This window comes from Caldanaerobius fijiensis DSM 17918, assembly GCF_900129075.1.
In the GTDB taxonomy this organism is placed as follows: domain Bacteria; phylum Bacillota; class Thermoanaerobacteria; order Thermoanaerobacterales; family Caldanaerobiaceae; genus Caldanaerobius; species Caldanaerobius fijiensis.
The window spans coordinates 35,152-50,838 of sequence record NZ_FQVH01000011.1 but is presented as its reverse complement, the minus strand read 5'-3'; the positions used below and the strand labels follow the sequence as shown (position 1 = coordinate 50,838).

General features: G+C 38.7%; 18 protein-coding genes, 1 tRNA gene and 1 riboswitch. Of the genes, 17 read left to right on the top strand and 2 right to left on the bottom strand.

Annotated elements, in window-relative coordinates; all coding sequences use genetic code 11:
* Nucleotides 1-75 precede the first annotated feature (75 nt).
* The 9 genes from BUB87_RS06260 (at nucleotide 76) to BUB87_RS06220 (ending at nucleotide 7,057) form a co-directional block, all read left to right on the top strand.
* A complete protein-coding gene (locus tag BUB87_RS06260; RefSeq protein ID WP_407641827.1) occupies nucleotides 76-879 on the top strand; it encodes an energy-coupling factor transporter ATPase in 804 nt (267 codons plus the stop codon).
* Nucleotides 867-1,733 carry an energy-coupling factor transporter ATPase gene (locus BUB87_RS06255; protein WP_073342924.1) on the top strand — a complete coding sequence of 289 codons (867 nt, stop codon included), beginning with the start codon at nucleotides 867-869 and terminating at the stop codon, nucleotides 1,731-1,733. The genes BUB87_RS06260 and BUB87_RS06255 overlap by 13 nt, the downstream gene beginning before the upstream one ends.
* Nucleotides 1,723-2,532, top strand: a complete 810-nt coding sequence (locus tag BUB87_RS06250) for an energy-coupling factor transporter transmembrane component T family protein (RefSeq protein ID WP_073342921.1) — start codon at nucleotides 1,723-1,725, stop codon at nucleotides 2,530-2,532. Before BUB87_RS06255 ends, BUB87_RS06250 begins: the two co-directional genes overlap by 11 nt.
* The gene (gene truA / locus BUB87_RS06245; RefSeq protein ID WP_073342918.1) at nucleotides 2,529-3,263 is read left to right on the top strand and encodes a tRNA pseudouridine(38-40) synthase TruA; all 735 of its coding nucleotides are present in this window, start codon (nucleotides 2,529-2,531) and stop codon (nucleotides 3,261-3,263) included. The genes BUB87_RS06250 and truA overlap by 4 nt, the downstream gene beginning before the upstream one ends.
* An 86-nt stretch (nucleotides 3,264-3,349) precedes the next feature.
* Nucleotides 3,350-3,778 (top strand): 50S ribosomal protein L13, encoded by a 429-nt coding sequence (rplM, locus tag BUB87_RS06240; protein WP_073342915.1) that lies wholly within the window; start codon nucleotides 3,350-3,352, stop codon nucleotides 3,776-3,778.
* A complete protein-coding gene (rpsI, locus tag BUB87_RS06235) occupies nucleotides 3,778-4,185 on the top strand; it encodes a 30S ribosomal protein S9 (RefSeq protein ID WP_073342912.1) in 408 nt (135 codons plus the stop codon). The genes rplM and rpsI overlap by 1 nt, the downstream gene beginning before the upstream one ends.
* Before the next feature lie 178 nt (nucleotides 4,186-4,363).
* Nucleotides 4,364-5,020 (top strand): cytochrome c biogenesis CcdA family protein, encoded by a 657-nt coding sequence (locus BUB87_RS06230; protein ID WP_073342909.1) that lies wholly within the window; start codon nucleotides 4,364-4,366, stop codon nucleotides 5,018-5,020.
* A 35-nt stretch (nucleotides 5,021-5,055) separates the two neighbouring features.
* The gene (locus BUB87_RS06225) at nucleotides 5,056-5,670 is read left to right on the top strand and encodes a TlpA family protein disulfide reductase (RefSeq protein WP_073342907.1); all 615 of its coding nucleotides are present in this window, start codon (nucleotides 5,056-5,058) and stop codon (nucleotides 5,668-5,670) included.
* Nucleotides 5,671-5,758: 88 nt separating this feature from the next.
* The gene (locus BUB87_RS06220; RefSeq protein WP_073342904.1) at nucleotides 5,759-7,057 is read left to right on the top strand and encodes a solute carrier family 23 protein; all 1,299 of its coding nucleotides are present in this window, start codon (nucleotides 5,759-5,761) and stop codon (nucleotides 7,055-7,057) included.
* Between the two features lie 29 nt (nucleotides 7,058-7,086).
* On the opposite strand, the gene BUB87_RS06215 is transcribed toward BUB87_RS06220, so the two are convergent.
* Complete coding sequence (locus BUB87_RS06215; protein ID WP_073342900.1) at nucleotides 7,087-7,275, bottom strand: ferredoxin; 189 nt, start codon at nucleotides 7,273-7,275, stop codon at nucleotides 7,087-7,089.
* A gap of 132 nt (nucleotides 7,276-7,407) precedes the next feature.
* Nucleotides 7,408-7,481, bottom strand: a tRNA-Val gene (locus BUB87_RS06210).
* Nucleotides 7,482-7,718: 237 nt separating this feature from the next.
* Between BUB87_RS06210 and BUB87_RS06205 the strand changes: the two genes are divergently transcribed.
* The 8 genes from BUB87_RS06205 to BUB87_RS06170 all read left to right on the top strand — a co-directional run bounded on the left by BUB87_RS06205 (nucleotide 7,719) and on the right by BUB87_RS06170 (nucleotide 15,686).
* The gene (locus tag BUB87_RS06205; RefSeq protein ID WP_073342897.1) at nucleotides 7,719-7,916 is read left to right on the top strand and encodes a hypothetical protein; all 198 of its coding nucleotides are present in this window, start codon (nucleotides 7,719-7,721) and stop codon (nucleotides 7,914-7,916) included.
* Nucleotides 7,917-8,010: 94 nt separating this feature from the next.
* Nucleotides 8,011-9,048, top strand: coding sequence for a tRNA epoxyqueuosine(34) reductase QueG (gene queG, locus BUB87_RS06200; protein WP_073342895.1), 1,038 nt, complete (start codon nucleotides 8,011-8,013; stop codon nucleotides 9,046-9,048).
* Nucleotides 9,029-9,664: an endonuclease III gene (gene nth, locus BUB87_RS06195; protein ID WP_073342892.1), complete on the top strand. Its 636-nt coding sequence runs from the start codon at nucleotides 9,029-9,031 to the stop codon at nucleotides 9,662-9,664. The genes queG and nth overlap by 20 nt, the downstream gene beginning before the upstream one ends.
* Nucleotides 9,661-11,169 carry a VanW family protein gene (locus BUB87_RS06190; protein WP_084110970.1) on the top strand — a complete coding sequence of 503 codons (1,509 nt, stop codon included), beginning with the start codon at nucleotides 9,661-9,663 and terminating at the stop codon, nucleotides 11,167-11,169. Before nth ends, BUB87_RS06190 begins: the two co-directional genes overlap by 4 nt.
* A gap of 44 nt (nucleotides 11,170-11,213) precedes the next feature.
* A riboswitch (cobalamin riboswitch) is annotated at nucleotides 11,214-11,391 on the top strand.
* 155 nt (nucleotides 11,392-11,546) lie between these two features.
* Nucleotides 11,547-12,536, top strand: a complete 990-nt coding sequence (locus BUB87_RS06185) for an ABC transporter substrate-binding protein (protein WP_073342887.1) — start codon at nucleotides 11,547-11,549, stop codon at nucleotides 12,534-12,536.
* Nucleotides 12,533-13,528 carry a FecCD family ABC transporter permease gene (locus tag BUB87_RS06180; RefSeq protein ID WP_073342885.1) on the top strand — a complete coding sequence of 332 codons (996 nt, stop codon included), beginning with the start codon at nucleotides 12,533-12,535 and terminating at the stop codon, nucleotides 13,526-13,528. The genes BUB87_RS06185 and BUB87_RS06180 overlap by 4 nt, the downstream gene beginning before the upstream one ends.
* Nucleotides 13,525-14,340 carry an ABC transporter ATP-binding protein gene (locus BUB87_RS06175; protein ID WP_073342882.1) on the top strand — a complete coding sequence of 272 codons (816 nt, stop codon included), beginning with the start codon at nucleotides 13,525-13,527 and terminating at the stop codon, nucleotides 14,338-14,340. Before BUB87_RS06180 ends, BUB87_RS06175 begins: the two co-directional genes overlap by 4 nt.
* Entirely contained in the window at nucleotides 14,325-15,686 is a 1,362-nt protein-coding gene (locus BUB87_RS06170) for a cobyrinic acid a,c-diamide synthase CobB (protein WP_073342880.1), read from the top strand. The genes BUB87_RS06175 and BUB87_RS06170 overlap by 16 nt, the downstream gene beginning before the upstream one ends.
* Nucleotide 15,687 lies beyond the last annotated feature (1 nt).

Here is a 15,687-nt window from a genome sequence, read left to right as displayed (position 1 = left end):
ATTAAAATTAAAGCATAAGAGGTGTAATTGTTGAATATAATCACTGCCAGGGATTTAATATATAGGTATAATTCAATGAGGAGTAGGGATGAGCAGTCAGAAAATGATGCGGCTCTAAACGGTATAAATGTGGATATAAAGCAAGGGGAATTTGTGACGATAATAGGGCATAACGGTTCAGGTAAATCTACATTGGCCAAGCATTTTAACGCATTGTTATTGCCGTCATCAGGAACAGTTTTGGTAGATGGTATTGATACCAGAAATGGTGATATGGTATGGAATATAAGACAGACAGCTGGCATGGTGTTTCAAAACCCCGATAATCAGCTGGTGGCCTCGGTTGTAGAAGAAGATGTAGCTTTTGGTCCGGAAAATTTGGGTATACCGCCCCAAAATATCAGAGAGAGGGTGGATGAAGCCCTTAGAGCAGTGGGTATGATAGAATATGCTAAAAAAGCTCCACACCTTCTATCAGGGGGTCAAAAGCAAAGGGTTGCAATAGCAGGTATTATAGCCATGAGGCCAAAATGTATCATATTGGATGAAGCTACTGCAATGTTGGATCCTTCAGGAAGACAGGAAGTTATGAATACTGTTAAAAAATTAAATAGAGAAGAAGGAATAACCATAGTAAACATCACCCATTATATGGATGAAGCTGTGGATGCAGATAGGGTAATTGTGATGGATCATGGTACTATTGTTATGAATGGTACACCCCGAGAGGTATTTAAAAACGTTGAGTTATTAAAACGATTAGGCTTAGATGTGCCACAGGTAACCGAATTGGCTTATTTAATAAGAAAAGATGGTTATGATATTCCTGTAAATATTTTAACTGTTGATGAAATGGTGGAATTGATATGTCGATTGTGATAAAAGATCTAACATACATTTACAACAAGGGAACACCTTTTGAAGCCGTTGCGCTTGATAACATAAACCTTACTATAGATGACGGCGAATTTATTGCTATTATAGGCCACACAGGTTCGGGTAAATCTACTCTTATTCAGCAGATGAATGGGCTTTTAAAACCCACATCAGGCCAGATATTAATAGACGACATCGATATAACTGTTAGAGGTTCAGATATAAAGAAAGTGAGGCAAAAAGTAGGGCTTGTCTTTCAATATCCTGAGCACCAGTTATTTGAGGAGACCATTTATAAAGATATTGCATTTGGCCCAATCAATATGGGTCTTGATGAAAAAGAAGTAGAAAAAAGAGTAAGATATGCCATGGAACTGGTTGAATTGGATTATGAAACATTAAAAGACAAATCGCCTTTTGAGATATCGGGGGGACAAAAGAGAAGGGTAGCTATCGCAGGAGTATTAGCGATGAAACCGAAGGTGCTTATACTTGATGAACCAACAGCAGGACTGGACCCAAAAGGGAGAGATGAAATTTTAGGCAATATAAAGAAGTTGCATCAAAAGGAAAATATGACCATTGTACTAGTTTCTCACAGCATGGAAGATGTGGCAAAGTATGCTAATAGAATAGTGGTTATGAATAAAGGCAGGGTCGCGATGACAGGTAAGCCAGCAGAGGTATTTGCAAGAATGGAGGAGCTTAAAGAGATGGGCCTTGGGGTACCGCAGGTTACTCAGTTGATGAAAGCCCTTAAAGATAAAGGATTTGATGTCAATGATCGCATATATACTGTGGATGATGCCAAAAAAGAACTCATAAAAATCATAAGGAGTAAGAAAAATGGCCATTAAAGATATTACAATAGGTCAGTACGTTCCTGGTGAAACACCTATACATAACATGGATCCCAGGGTAAAGATTTTATTATCTATTGTTTTTATAATAGTATTATTTATAGTAAAAAATTATACGGGATATGTTTATGTTGTGCTTTATATTATGGCATCTGTCTATATTTCAAAGGTCCATTTAAGCTATATTTTCAAAGGTTTAAAACCTCTCCTGGCAATATTATTTATAACCATGGCGATAAATATGTTTTTGACACCGGGTCATACCATATGGTCTTATGGTTCTATCAGGTTAACAGCAGAAGGTTTGAATTTAGCCATATTTATGAGTATACGATTGATACTTCTCATAGTTGGAACTTCCCTGTTGACTTTGACGACATCTCCCATAATGCTTACAGACGGTATAGAATTGATTTTGAGTCCTTTCAAGCGGATAGGTGTACCTGCTCACGAGCTGGCCATGATGATGACTATTGCGTTAAGATTTATCCCTACGCTATTGGATGAAGCTGATAAAATTATGAAGGCACAAATGGCCAGAGGAGCGGATTTTGAAAGCGGTAATATAATAAAACGGGCAAAGGCTATGGTGCCATTATTAGTGCCTTTATTCATAAACGCTTTTAGAAGAGCTGATGAACTGGCTATGGCTATGGAAGCCAGGTGTTACAGAGGTGGTGAAAACAGGACTAGAATGAGGCAGCTTCGCATTGAGAAAAGAGATTATGTGGCGATTATTGTTACAATCGTTATGATATTGCTGGTAGTGATGGATAGGTTTGTGGTGAGCTTATGAATAACATAAAGCTTATAATTGAATACGATGGCACCAATTATCATGGATGGCAATACCAGACCAACGCGAATACCATTCAAGGCGAGATGCTGAAAGCTATAAAAAAGATAACAGGAGAAAATGTTAATCTTATAGGGGCTGGTAGGACAGATGCTGGCGTTCACGCCAAGGGCCAGGTAGCCAATTTTAAGTGCAATGTCAGGATACCTGAAAAGCGTCTACCTTATGCGCTAAACAGTGTATTGCCTGATGATATTGTAGTAAAAAGTGCAGAAATAGTTGATGAGGATTTTCATGCGCGAAAGAGCGCATTGAGCAAGGAATACAGATATTATATCTTGAATAGCGAACAACCTTCAGCTTTGCTGAGAAATTATGTATATCATTTTAGATACAGATTAAACCTTGACCATATGAAAAGAGGTGCTGAACTTTTAGTTGGCACTCATGATTTTTCAGCTTTTAAAGCGGCAGGCGGTAGTGTGACGTCGTCTGTGAGGACGATTAAGCGCTTAGAGCTAAACACTATTGATGAAATAATAGAGTTAGTAGTGGAAGCTGATGGCTTTTTATACAATATGGTTAGGATAATAACAGGCACACTGCTTCTGGTGGGGACCGGACGGATGGTATGGAGCGACATAAGTCAGATAATTAAATCAAAGGATCGAAATAGAGCAGGACCTACGGTTCCTCCACAGGGCTTGTATCTTTATAAGGTTTTTTATTGACATGTGTATAATAATATATTATACTAAAACATAGTGTAATTTAAGCCCCGGTTTTTCATTCTATGCTTTTTGAGGAGGTAAAGAAGTTGAAAACATATCTGGCAAAACCAAATGAGATAGAGAAAAAGTGGTATCTAGTAGATGCTAAGGATAAAGTCCTTGGAAGATTAGCCAGTAAGATTGCTGTTATACTTATGGGTAAGCATAAGCCTGTGTATACTCCACATGTAGATACAGGAGATTTTGTGGTGGTTGTCAATGCTGACAAAATAGTATTGACAGGCAATAAGCTAAAAGATAAGATGTATATTCGACATACGGGTTATCCCGGAGGACTGAAAAAGACCAGCTATGAAGTATTGATGGAGAAAAATCCAGAAAAAGCATTGTATCTGGCGGTTAAAAGGATGCTGCCAAAAAATAGGCTGGCAAGAAAGATGATTAAAAGGCTGAAAATATACAGAGGGCCAGAGCACAATCACCAAGCACAAAAGCCTGAAGCATTGGATATTTAATGGAAGGAGGAAAAATATTGGCTCTTACTTATTACGGTGTGGGTAGAAGAAAAAAATCTGTAGCAAGGGTAAGGTTGTACCCTGGGACAGGTAATATAATAGTAAATGACAGGCCTGTAGACGAATATTTCACCACCTATACACAGAGGTATATCGTAAGGCAGCCGTTAGTAGTGACAAATCTGGCCGATAAATTTGATGTAAGTGCAAAGGTTGTTGGCGGTGGTCTTACAGGTCAGGCTGACGCAATAAGGCTGGGCATCGCAAGATCCTTATTGATGGCAGATGAAACGTTGAGGCCTGTATTGAAAAAATACAAATTATTGACAAGAGATCCGAGAATGAAAGAGAGGAAGAAATACGGACTTAAAAAAGCCAGAAAAGCACCACAATTTTCAAAAAGATAAAAAGGGTTACCTTGGTATTCAGGAGAGAGTGTATGTGTTACACTCTCTTTTTATTTGCCTGGTAAATTTTAATCTTTTGGTGTTAAGATAAATCATATTGCAATGTAAATAAAGTTATAATATAATAGAAAAGACCCCAAGTACAGGGGGTGGGAAGAGGGAGGTGCATAACCACATCATGAGTGCATTAGCAGCTTTTTTTGCGGGCCTATTATCTTTTTTTTCACCATGTATAATACCTTTGTTACCTGCTTATTTATCATACATTTTAGGAACAGAGAAAAGGAACTATAGCAGATTGTTAGCATTTATTATTGGCTTTAGCATTGTGTTTGTTGCTATGGGGGCATCGGCCAGCTTGATAGGGAAGATATTAGTAGCAAACAGGATTATTTACAGAAAAATAAGCGGTATACTAATTGTACTATTTGGCCTGATGATGATGGATGTTGTTAAAATTCGCTTTATGCAGAAGGAAAGGAAACTTTTTCAATATGAAAATGGGACAGGAGGACTGTTAAGTTCATTCCTGTTGGGGATATCCTTTTCAGCAGGTTGGACTCCTTGCGTTGGGCCTATATTGTCTTCTATCTTGATGTACGCGGGGATGGCAAAGACAGTGACTTATGGAATAACGCTTTTAGCATTTTATTCCGTGGGAATGGCGTTGCCATTTATAGCCATGGCGATTGCAGTAAATTTTATTACCATAAATTTTAGGTCGGTTTACCCTTATATGAGACATATAAGGGTTTTAGCGGGCATTATAATGGTTATATTTGGCGCACTGACGTATTTTAATGCGCTTGAAAAGATTACGGGGCTCTTTTTATAATTTTTATGGGTTATAAAAGTGAAAGGAGTAAGCATATGAGTAAAAAATTTATAGCTATTGGAATTGTGATTATTGCTTTGCTTTCAGCTATGCTCATTTATATTGATAAAACAGAGAAAAATTTAAATAATCCAAAGACTGCACAGACTCAGAAGAAGGCACAAAATACTGAAAAATATGATACGGATAAGGAGCAAAAAACCGGGAATAGTGAGACAGATAATGTTGTGGTAGGGATAAACGTAGGAGATATGGCACCTGATTTTACCCTTGAAGATTTAGATGGAAACAAGATAACATTAAGCAAATTGAAAGGGAAAAATGTTATGGTAAACTTTTGGGCGACAACCTGCCCATATTGTAAGATAGAAATGCCGGATATAAACGCTTTTTATAAAACCCATAAGGATGAGCTGGAAGTATTGGCGGTAGATTTAGGCGAATCGGATTCCACTATAAAAGACTATATTAAAGATAAAGGATTTGAGTTTAAGATTCTGAAGGATACAAATGGCGATGTTGGCTATGCATATGGTATTAGATTTATACCAACCACTTTTTTCATAGATAAAAAAGGCATTATAAGAGCGGTTGCCAACGGCGCTATGACTCATGACGAGATAAGTCAATATTATAACGCTTTGAAATAAAATTTCGTGGACAAGTTTCATGTATTAATGTTATAATGCTGTAGATGACTTTAAATTAGCCCGGTGAGGCTAAAAAGGAGGAATTCTTTTGAGTAAAAAAGTCTACGATATCAAAGAAGTACCGCCAGTAAGGGAATTTGTGCCGTTATCCTTACAGCATGTTTTTGCTATGTTTGGGGCAACTGTTCTCGTACCTTTATTGACTGGACTGGACCCATCAGTGACCCTTTTTACTTCAGGACTCGGCACACTTATATTTCATCTGGTTACAAGGGGTTATGTTCCGGCATACCTTGGGTCGTCGTTTGCTTTTATTACACCTATCATTGTTGCGACAAAAGAATTTGGCTTAAAAGGTGCATATACGGGTATGTTAGCGGCGGGTCTTTTGTATGTGCTGGTATACATCATCATAAGTATTACCGGAGTAGACTGGATTGACAAAATTTTGCCGCCAGTGGTAGTAGGACCTGTGGTCATGATAATAGGTTTGAGCCTGGCACCGGTAGCTGTTCAGCAAGCTCAGGAAAATGTTCTGGTTGCAGCGGTTACAGCTTTGTTTATAATTATATTTGCTATTTTTGGCAGAGGTTTTTTAAAGATAATACCTATTTTGCTGGGCACCATGTGCGGATATGTATTTGCCATGTTGATAGGTATTGTGAATTTTAAACCTGTAAGGGAGGCAGCATGGATAGCATTACCTAAATTTAATTTCCTGTCAGGTCATAGCCCTGAGCTGGTATGGGGAGCTGTTTCGTTGATTGCGCCGCTGGCTATTGTCTCTATGGTAGAAGATTTGGGACATGTCCTTGTAATAGGCAATATCGTAGAGAGAGACCTTATTAAAAAGCCTGGCATACACACCGTCTTTTTGGGTAATGGTCTTGCAACGGCGGTGGCGGCATTATTTGGAGGACCTCCCAGCACCACATATGGAGAGAATATAGGAGTTTTAGCTATAACAAAAGTGTATAGTTCTGCTGTTATAGAAGGGGCTGCTGTAATAGCTATTCTATTGAGCTTTGTCCAGAAAATAGGAGCTGCGATAGAAGTTATTCCAAAACCTGTAATGGGTGGAATAACCATAATATTATTTGGTATGATAGCTGCTGCCGGTTTGAGGACGCTTATAGACAATAAAATAGATTTTTCGGATACGAGGAATTTGCTCATAGCCTCAATTATATTTACACTGGGAGTCGGCGGAATAAAGTTTAATATAGGGAATCTGGTATTTCAAGGCGTTGGGCCAGCTACAATTATAGGCATACTTCTCAATCTTCTGCTACCGAAATCGACGAATGAGGAAGAGAAGGGAGAAAAGAAGTACCCGTCGCTGGAAATATCTTATCCAGAAGAGAATATAAGAAAGAAAGAGGAATAAAAAAATGCCGATTGAAATCGGCATTTTTTTTATTCCTCTTTTATAGCCTCAACAGGGCAATCATCTAAAGCCTGACGGGCAAGCTCCTCTACATCCTCGGGAACTTCGTCCACAATAACCTGAGCCATTCCATCATCATTCCAATCGAAAACCTCTGGGCATGTATCAATGCAAGCTCCACAGCCAATGCAGAGGTCTTGATCTACAGTTACTTTCATTATAACCCTCCTCAGTTAATTATAGCTTAAAGCTTAAATATAGCTTAAACCATTTTAAAAGCTTTTTAAAGTATTATATGTTATATAATCGCATTTGTCAAGATATGGTTTTAGCTTTTAAAATAAAATAAATGGGGTTAACAGGACTCGAACCTGTGACCTCTACGATGTGAGCGTAGCGCTCTAACCAGCTGAGCTATAACCCCATAAATTACATATCATATTATAGCACATTGATGGTATATGTCAATACATAATTTCTTTTAACTTAAATTGGTAATTTGAATGTAATTAGCATTTATAAAAACTCCGTATACATATTATTTAGAGATCAAGCAATAATATAGACAAAGCTTCAATGTTTAATTTGAAATACTATGAAGATTTTTTAATTAAACGACCGATTTATTTAGAGTTAGGCAAAAGAATGGAGGGGAAAAACTATGCACAGGAAAAGATTTCTTAAACAGGATATGGAAGATGATGTTACATATGAAAAGAAGCAATTTATAGAGCAAGATGTGATATATGACTATGATGAGAGTAGTGATGAAGAATCGGGTAATGAGGAAAATAAGATAAATATGGTAAAGAAAATGCTTGAATTTAATAAAATAGAGAGGAAACAAAAGAGGGCTTAACTGCTCTCTTTTATTTCTTTGTGATATAATATTACTTGTAGTTCACGCTGAAGTTGCAGCATTTTTAATGTAATAAATGGACGGGATGGATTATATGGATAGTGTAGAGATTAAAGACGAAATAAAGAATTTTGCTTATAGCCTTGGTTTTGATTTAGTGGGGTTTACTACAGCGGAAGCCTTTAATGCAGAGATCTTGTACCAGAGAAAAGCGGAAGGATACCTGTCTGGTCTTGAAGAAAAGGATATAAAAAAGAGAGTTACACCCCGGTTGTCTCTTAATACGGCAAAAAGCATTATTGCGCTGGGCTTAAGTTATAATATACCTATAAAATATGTTCCCCAAAGGGGCTATGCCATTATATCCAGAAGTGCATACGGCAAAGACTACCACAAGGTAATGAGTGATATGATGTTAAAACTTGTAAAATATATTGAAAAGATGTATAATGTAAAGAGTATATATATGGTAGATACAGGGCCTCTCGTTGATAGGATGGTCGCTTATAGAGCAGGAATTGGTTGGTATGGCAAAAATTGTAGTATCATAAATGACGAATACGGTTCATGGATATTTTTAGGGGAAATCCTAACCGAATTAGAATTGCCACCGGATTCTCCTGTTGAGAGTCGATGTGGGGATTGCGATCTTTGCTTAAAAGCATGTCCGACCGGTGCTCTGGTTTCACCTTATACCCTTAATGCAAATAGGTGTCTATCGTATAATACTGTTAAAAAAGGCATTCTTCCTGATGATATAAAGGATAAAATGGGTATGAGGATATATGGTTGCGATACATGCCAGGAGGTGTGCCCTGTAAACAAGAGAGCTAAATATACAAATAAAAACGAGTTTATTCCACAACCTCCTATGCCACTGATTCCGTTAGAAGATGTGGCAAAAATGGATAAAAAAATTTTTGAAGAGATATTTAAACATACTTCTGCAGGGTGGAGAGGTAAAACTACTTTACAGAGAAATGGAATAATAGCTATGGGAAACTCAGGCGATAGCAGGTATTTAGAGATTTTAGAATCCTTTTTAAATGATAGCAGACCAGGCATAAGTGATGCTGCAAGGTGGTCATTGGAAAAGATAAGGAGTAGAGCAAATGGACAGGGAAACAGCTAATATGATTATGCGGACTTTGGAGAAACAATATCCGGGTGCTGGGCCAGGATTACGTTTTGAAAATCCTTTTCAACTCTTAATTGCTACAATATTGTCTGCACAATGTACTGATGCAAGAGTTAATCAGGTCACTTCAAGACTTTTTAAGAAGTACAGGTCGCCGGAAGATTTTGCTCATGCCAAATTAAATGAGATTGAGTCTGAGATAAAAGAGTGCGGGTTGTACAGGGCTAAAAGCAAACACATTATTGAAACATGTAAGAAGCTTGTAGAGGACTTTGGAGGAGAGGTTCCGCAAAACAGAGAGGACTTGATGAAACTTCCAGGTGTTGGCCGCAAGACAGCTAATGTAGTTTTGAGCAATGCATTTGGTGTAAATGCTATAGGGGTTGACACTCATGTTTTCAGAGTAGCCAATCGACTGGGGCTTGCTTCATCTAAAGATGCATTCGGGACAGAAAAAGACCTTATGGAGATATTACCAGAAGAAATGTGGGGAAAAGCCCATCACCTGTTGATATACCATGGAAGAAATATTTGCAGGGCGAAAAGACCTCGATGTGGTATTTGCCCTGTAAATTCTTATTGTAAGTATTATAATGATTTGAAGGGATGATAGAAACAATGGTGTCGGAGACCAGCACAACCGGCAAAAAAATATTCGTGGGATTTATAATTACAATCTTGGTTCTATTTATGATGGGTGTGGCTTTTGGCGGAACTTATGCTTATTTATTATTAAACGAAAAAACTATAGTTAAAAATGTATATGTGAATGGTATCAATATAGGTGGGCTATCAAAGGAAAATGCTATTTTAAAATTAAAAGAACATTATGAGCCTTTAACCCAAAGGGATTTGATACTTCAATGGGACAGTGGCGAGAAAAAAGTTGTCTATTCACAGGTAGGCGTATCTTATGACTATGAAAAAGTAGTGGATAAGGCTTATGCCATAGGTAAGGATAAAAATGTCATTAAATCGCTTAAGGATATTTACAATGCCAATAAAAAAGGCGTAAGACTGAGTTTGAATATGGAAATCGATGACAGAAAAATCGACGATATATTGGGCGTTATTGCCAAAGAAGTAGATATGCCTTCAGAAGATGCAAGGCTTTTATTTAACAATGGCGTTTTTACTGTCATACCCGATAAAAAAGGTAAAAAACTTGATCTAGCGGCATCGAAAGATTTGATATTAGCTGCTATAAAAAATGGAGCTGGTAGCGTAAAACTTAAAGTACAGGAGGTTATGCCTAAATATACAACTGATTTCTTTAAAAGGGTAAATACAAAAGTATCATCTTTTTCAACGCAGTTTAATCCTGCCGATGCTAACAGGACCGATAATATAAAAACTGCAGCAAAAGCATTAAATGGGAAATTATTGATGCCCGGTGAGGAATTTTCACTTAATAAAACACTGGGACCTAGAGTTATTTCTAATGGATACAAAACTGCACCGGTTATTGTAAACGGCAAACTGGTTGACGACGTAGGCGGTGGTGTATGCCAGATTGCTACAACCCTTTACAACGCCGTTTTAAGAGCTAATTTGGATGTGACCAGAAGAATTCACCATCAATTTCCTGTTGCTTACGTACCTCCTGGCCAGGATGCAACTATTGCAGGTGATTGGTTTGACTTCAGGTTTAAAAATACGTCTAAATACCCTATTTATATATCATCATACGTTTCTGGTAACAGGTTTAATGTAGACCTTTATGGAGACAATTATATGAATGGCATTACGCTGGATTTTAAGTCCGATATCGTCAAGGTAAATAAGGCAAAGACCATTTATGTGGACGATGATAAGTTGCCGTATGGCAAAGAAGAGGTTGAGAGACCACCTCATGACGGAATGGTTGTTGAAGTATACAGATATGTATATAAAAATGGCCGGCTTATTAAAAAAGAAAAATTGTACACAGATACCTATGAGACGGTTGACGCTATAATAAGAAGAGGTACGAACAAAGAACTCTTGCAGGATAAAGATAAGAATATAAGCCCTTCACAATCAAACAGAGCAAATGTTATGGATGCAACCCAGGATGACGCTAAAATTAATGCTCCATCGGCTAATGCGATAGAGCCGGTTGCACCAGAGCATTGACACCTCCGTTAAATTATGCTAAGATGAAAGTAATTTAATGATAATTTAATACATGATCTCGTGGTTCTCTTAGGAGATTAATAGGGAAAACGGTGAAAATCCGTTACAGCCCCCGCTACTGTGAGCGAGGATGAAACCGGCAATTACCACTGGGCAACCGGGAAGGTGCCGGGAGTAAAATGAATCGCAAGTCAGGAGACCTGCCACGAGGTTTATGCATAGCCTTCGGAGGGAAGGAGTGATGCATACAGCTTGGACGTACATAGCGCTTGTACGGTAGGAGTATGGGTTGCAGTGTGTCTATAGGACTGCTATGCGCAGAAAGCCTGCCCAAAGAAGGGGCAGGCTTTTAATTTTATTTTGGAGGTGCTTTGGGAATGAGGAGAAGAGATTTTAGAAGATTAGGAAATACTTTTGCTCTTTTGGTTGTTGTAATATTACTGTTGGCTTTCTCTGTGTCTTGTGCAGGGAGTTCGTCAAACAAGACAAAGGTTGCGCAGAATAAAGTTGCGCAAAACAAAGTAGGCGTAAAAAATAGTGTACAACATACTTCCTATCCATTAAAAGTAACCGATTTTACTGGAAGAAATGTGGAAATATCTAAAAAACCAGAAAGGATAGTATCTTTAGCTCCCAGCAACACAGAAATTATTTTTACCATTGGTGCCGGTAAAAATGTCGTAGGGGTTACTGACTTTGATGATTATCCGCCTGAAGTTAAAAGTATAGATAAGGTAGGAGGTTTTAAAGGCGCTAATGTAGAAGCAATAGCCGCTAAAAAACCCGATGTGGTGTTTGCTGCTACCACTATCAGCAAGGAAGAAGTAGAAAAGATTCAGTCATTAGGCATTCCAGTTGTTATATCTGAAGCTCAAAGCTTCAATCAGATCTACGATTCTATAAGCCTTATAGGTAAAATCACTGATAGAAATGAGGAGGCAGAAAAGCTGATTTCGCAGATGAAACAAAAGGTATCCGAAATAACAGATAAGGTCAAAGATAAAGATAAGGTTAAGGTTTATTATGCGGTTCAGGTTGGGCAACAAAATTGGACAGCAGGGAAAGGCACATTTATAGATGAAATCATCGACATGGCTGGTGGTATAAATGTGGCGTCAGATATTAAAGGATGGGCGCAATACAGTCTGGAAAAATTAGCAAAAGACAATCCACAGGTTATTTTGACTTCTCCTCATGCCGGAGATATAAAAAACCTGAACAAAATGCAGGGTTACAAGGACTTAGATGCGGTCAAAGAAAATAAAGTTATTGCCATTAATGATAACATTATTTCAAGGCCGGGGCCGAGAATAATTCAGGGTTTAGAAGCGGTAGCGAAGGCTTTGCATCCGGATGCGTTTAAATAATCATGAAAAAAGGCTTTACGTACGTTTTGTTATTGATTATTTTGGTCTTGTCAATGGGGTTTTCAGCAATGGTTGGCGCTGTAAAAATCCCATTGGCAAGATTGATTGAAATATTGGCTACGATTAATACCCCCGGCCTATACAAAACAGATAAATTAATACTTTTTTCTCTGAGGATACCCAGAATATTGGAATCGGGCCTGGTGGGAATGGCGCTGGCAGTGGTAGGAGCATGTTTTCAAGGGTTATTGAAAAATCCCATGGCAGATCCATATGTTCTGGGTGTTTCCTCAGGGGCTGCCTTTGGAGCCACCATTGCCATTATATTGGGCTTGGGAGTTGTTGCTACCAATGCTCTGGCGTTTTTAATAGCTTTAGTGACGGTTTTTATGGTTTATATCATGGCTAAAAAGGGTCCCAAAGTTGATATGACGTCAATGCTGTTGGCAGGAGTTGCTGTGAGCGCTTTTCTTTCCTCTGTTATTTCATTTTTTATGCTCTTAAATCATGAGGAGATGTCTAGGATAGTGTTTTGGACTATGGGCAGCTTGAGTTATGTTACATGGCGAGAAGTTATCATATCTACAGTAATAATATTGCCGTTGAGCTTTATCGTATATCTTTATTCTAAAGAATTAAATGCTTTATTGACAGGGGAAGAATCTGCGTATCATTTAGGAATAGATATAGAAAAGACGAAAAGGATATTACTGGTTATAGGTTCACTTATAACAGCGGCGGCTGTATCTGTGAGCGGTATTATCGGCTTTGTTGGACTTATCATTCCGCATATCGTCAGACTTTTTACAGGGCCTGATCACAGGATGTTGATACCGATAAGTGCTATATCTGGAGGAATTTTTTTAGTATGGGCAGATACATTGTCGCGATTCATATTGTCTCCTGCGGAAATACCTATAGGGATTATAACATCAGCAGTAGGAGGCCCGTTTTTCCTGTATCTCCTTGTCAAAAACAGGAGGAATAAATGATGCTTGAAATATGCGATTTACATTACGCTTACGATAGGAAGGAAATTTTAAAAGGGATTACCATGAGCATACCTGAGGCCAGTTTTCTGGGCATAATAGGTCCTAATGGGGCAGGAAAAAGTACGCTTTTGAAGAATATGTCGGGTTACTTGAAGCCATCAATGGGTAGGGTCCTTTTAGATGGCGTTGATATAAGTAAGATGGACATAAAGAAGAGGGCAAGGCATATTGGCTATGTGCCCCAGAATACCGCAATAGATTTTGATTTCACCTGTGAAGATGTGGTAAAAATGGGGCGAATGCCTTATCATACGTGGTTTCAGAAAGAGACGGAAGATGATTTTAAGGCTGTAGAGTACGCTATGAGAATTACGAATACATGGCATATGAAGGATAGATTGATAACACATCTTAGCGGTGGCGAGCGACAAAGGGTATTAATAGCTAGAGCTATATGCCAGCAACCAAAAGTTTTGCTTTTGGATGAACCCATATCCCATCTTGATATAAAATATCAGTATGAGATAATGAATATGCTCCTGGATTTGAGTTATAACGGAATAACCGTTATAGCTGTACTCCACGATTTGAGCATAGCATCACAGTTCTGCCAGAAGCTGGCGCTGATTCTGGATGGCAACATTATAGCATTTGGTAATGCTAAAGAAGTGATTACTGTTGAAAATATAAGACGGGCCTATGAAACTGATGTGGTGATTATTCGTAGCCCTATTAGTGGTATGCCTGTGGTGTTGCCTTCGCAGATGTATAAGCCGCAAAAGGAGGCGACGTGGAATTGCCCAAAGGGGTAATGATAGCAGCTCCTCATAGCGGGTCCGGTAAGACGACGGTGAGTATGGGGTTGATGGGTGTATTATCTAAAAGGTACAGGGTTAAACCATACAAAGTAGGACCTGATTACATTGATCCATCGTATCACAGGTATATTACCGGGACGCCATCTACCAATCTGGATATTTTTATGTTGGGTGAAAATACGCTTAAATTTCTCTATGCTAGAAATACTGACAGGTACGATATATCTTTGATAGAAAGCGTTATGGGGCTTTATGACGGCGTAGGCACCACTGCTTATGGAAGTTCTGCTCACGTAGCAAAATTGTTAAATCTCCCGGTTATTTTGGTAATAGATGCGGGGGCTATGGCTGCCAGTGTGTCTGCACTGGTTTCAGGATATGTGAATTATGATAAGAGGGTAAATATAGCTGGTGTCATATTCAATAAAGTGGGCAGTGAGAAACATTTTCACCTGTTAAAAGAGTGTGTTGAAAGGGATACGGGATTAAAAGTGTTGGGGTATTTGCCCATGGATAAGGCTATCGAACTTCCCAGCAGGCATCTGGGTCTTGTGCCTGCCAGTGAGATGGTAGGATTAAATGCTTCCTTTGCACGATTAAATGAGTTGATTGAAAGATATATAGATATAGACGGGATACTGAAGATAGCAGAACAGGCGGGTAGTGTATCCTATCAGGCTCCAGAAAAAATAGTGCCGTTAAGAAACAAGGTACCTGTAGCAGTGGCTATGGATGAGGCTTTTAACTTCTATTATAGTGACGGCCTTGAGCTACTGGAGCAGTTGGGCGGTGAATTGATACCCTTTAGTCCCATACGCGATGATAAGATCCCCGATGGTGTAAAGGGGTTGTATTTAGGTGGTGGATTTCCTGAGATATTTGCTAAGGAACTTAGTGAGAACAATAGCATGAAATCGTCTATAAAGGATGCTGTAAGAGAGGGTATGCCTGTTTACGCTGAATGCGGCGGGCTTATGTATCTGACGAGATCCCTCAAAGATTTAGCAGGTTGTACCTACGATATGGTAGGTATCTTTGAAGTGGGTAGTGAGATGACCCGGAGGCTTCAACGCTTTGGGTATGTTCAAGCTGAGGCATTAAGGGATAATATTTTGATGACCAAGGGAGAGATAGTAAAAGGCCACGAGTTTCACCATTCGACTTTAAAGGGTTATAATGAAGATAGCGCCTGTTATGAGGTGTCTAAACCTGATAAAAGCGCCATATGGAAAGAAGGCTTGTTATACCGCAATTGCCTGGCGACCTATGTGCATACACATTTCTGGTCAAATCCGGGTATGGCAAAGCGTTTTTTACTGATGTGTGAGGAGATGTGGTAAA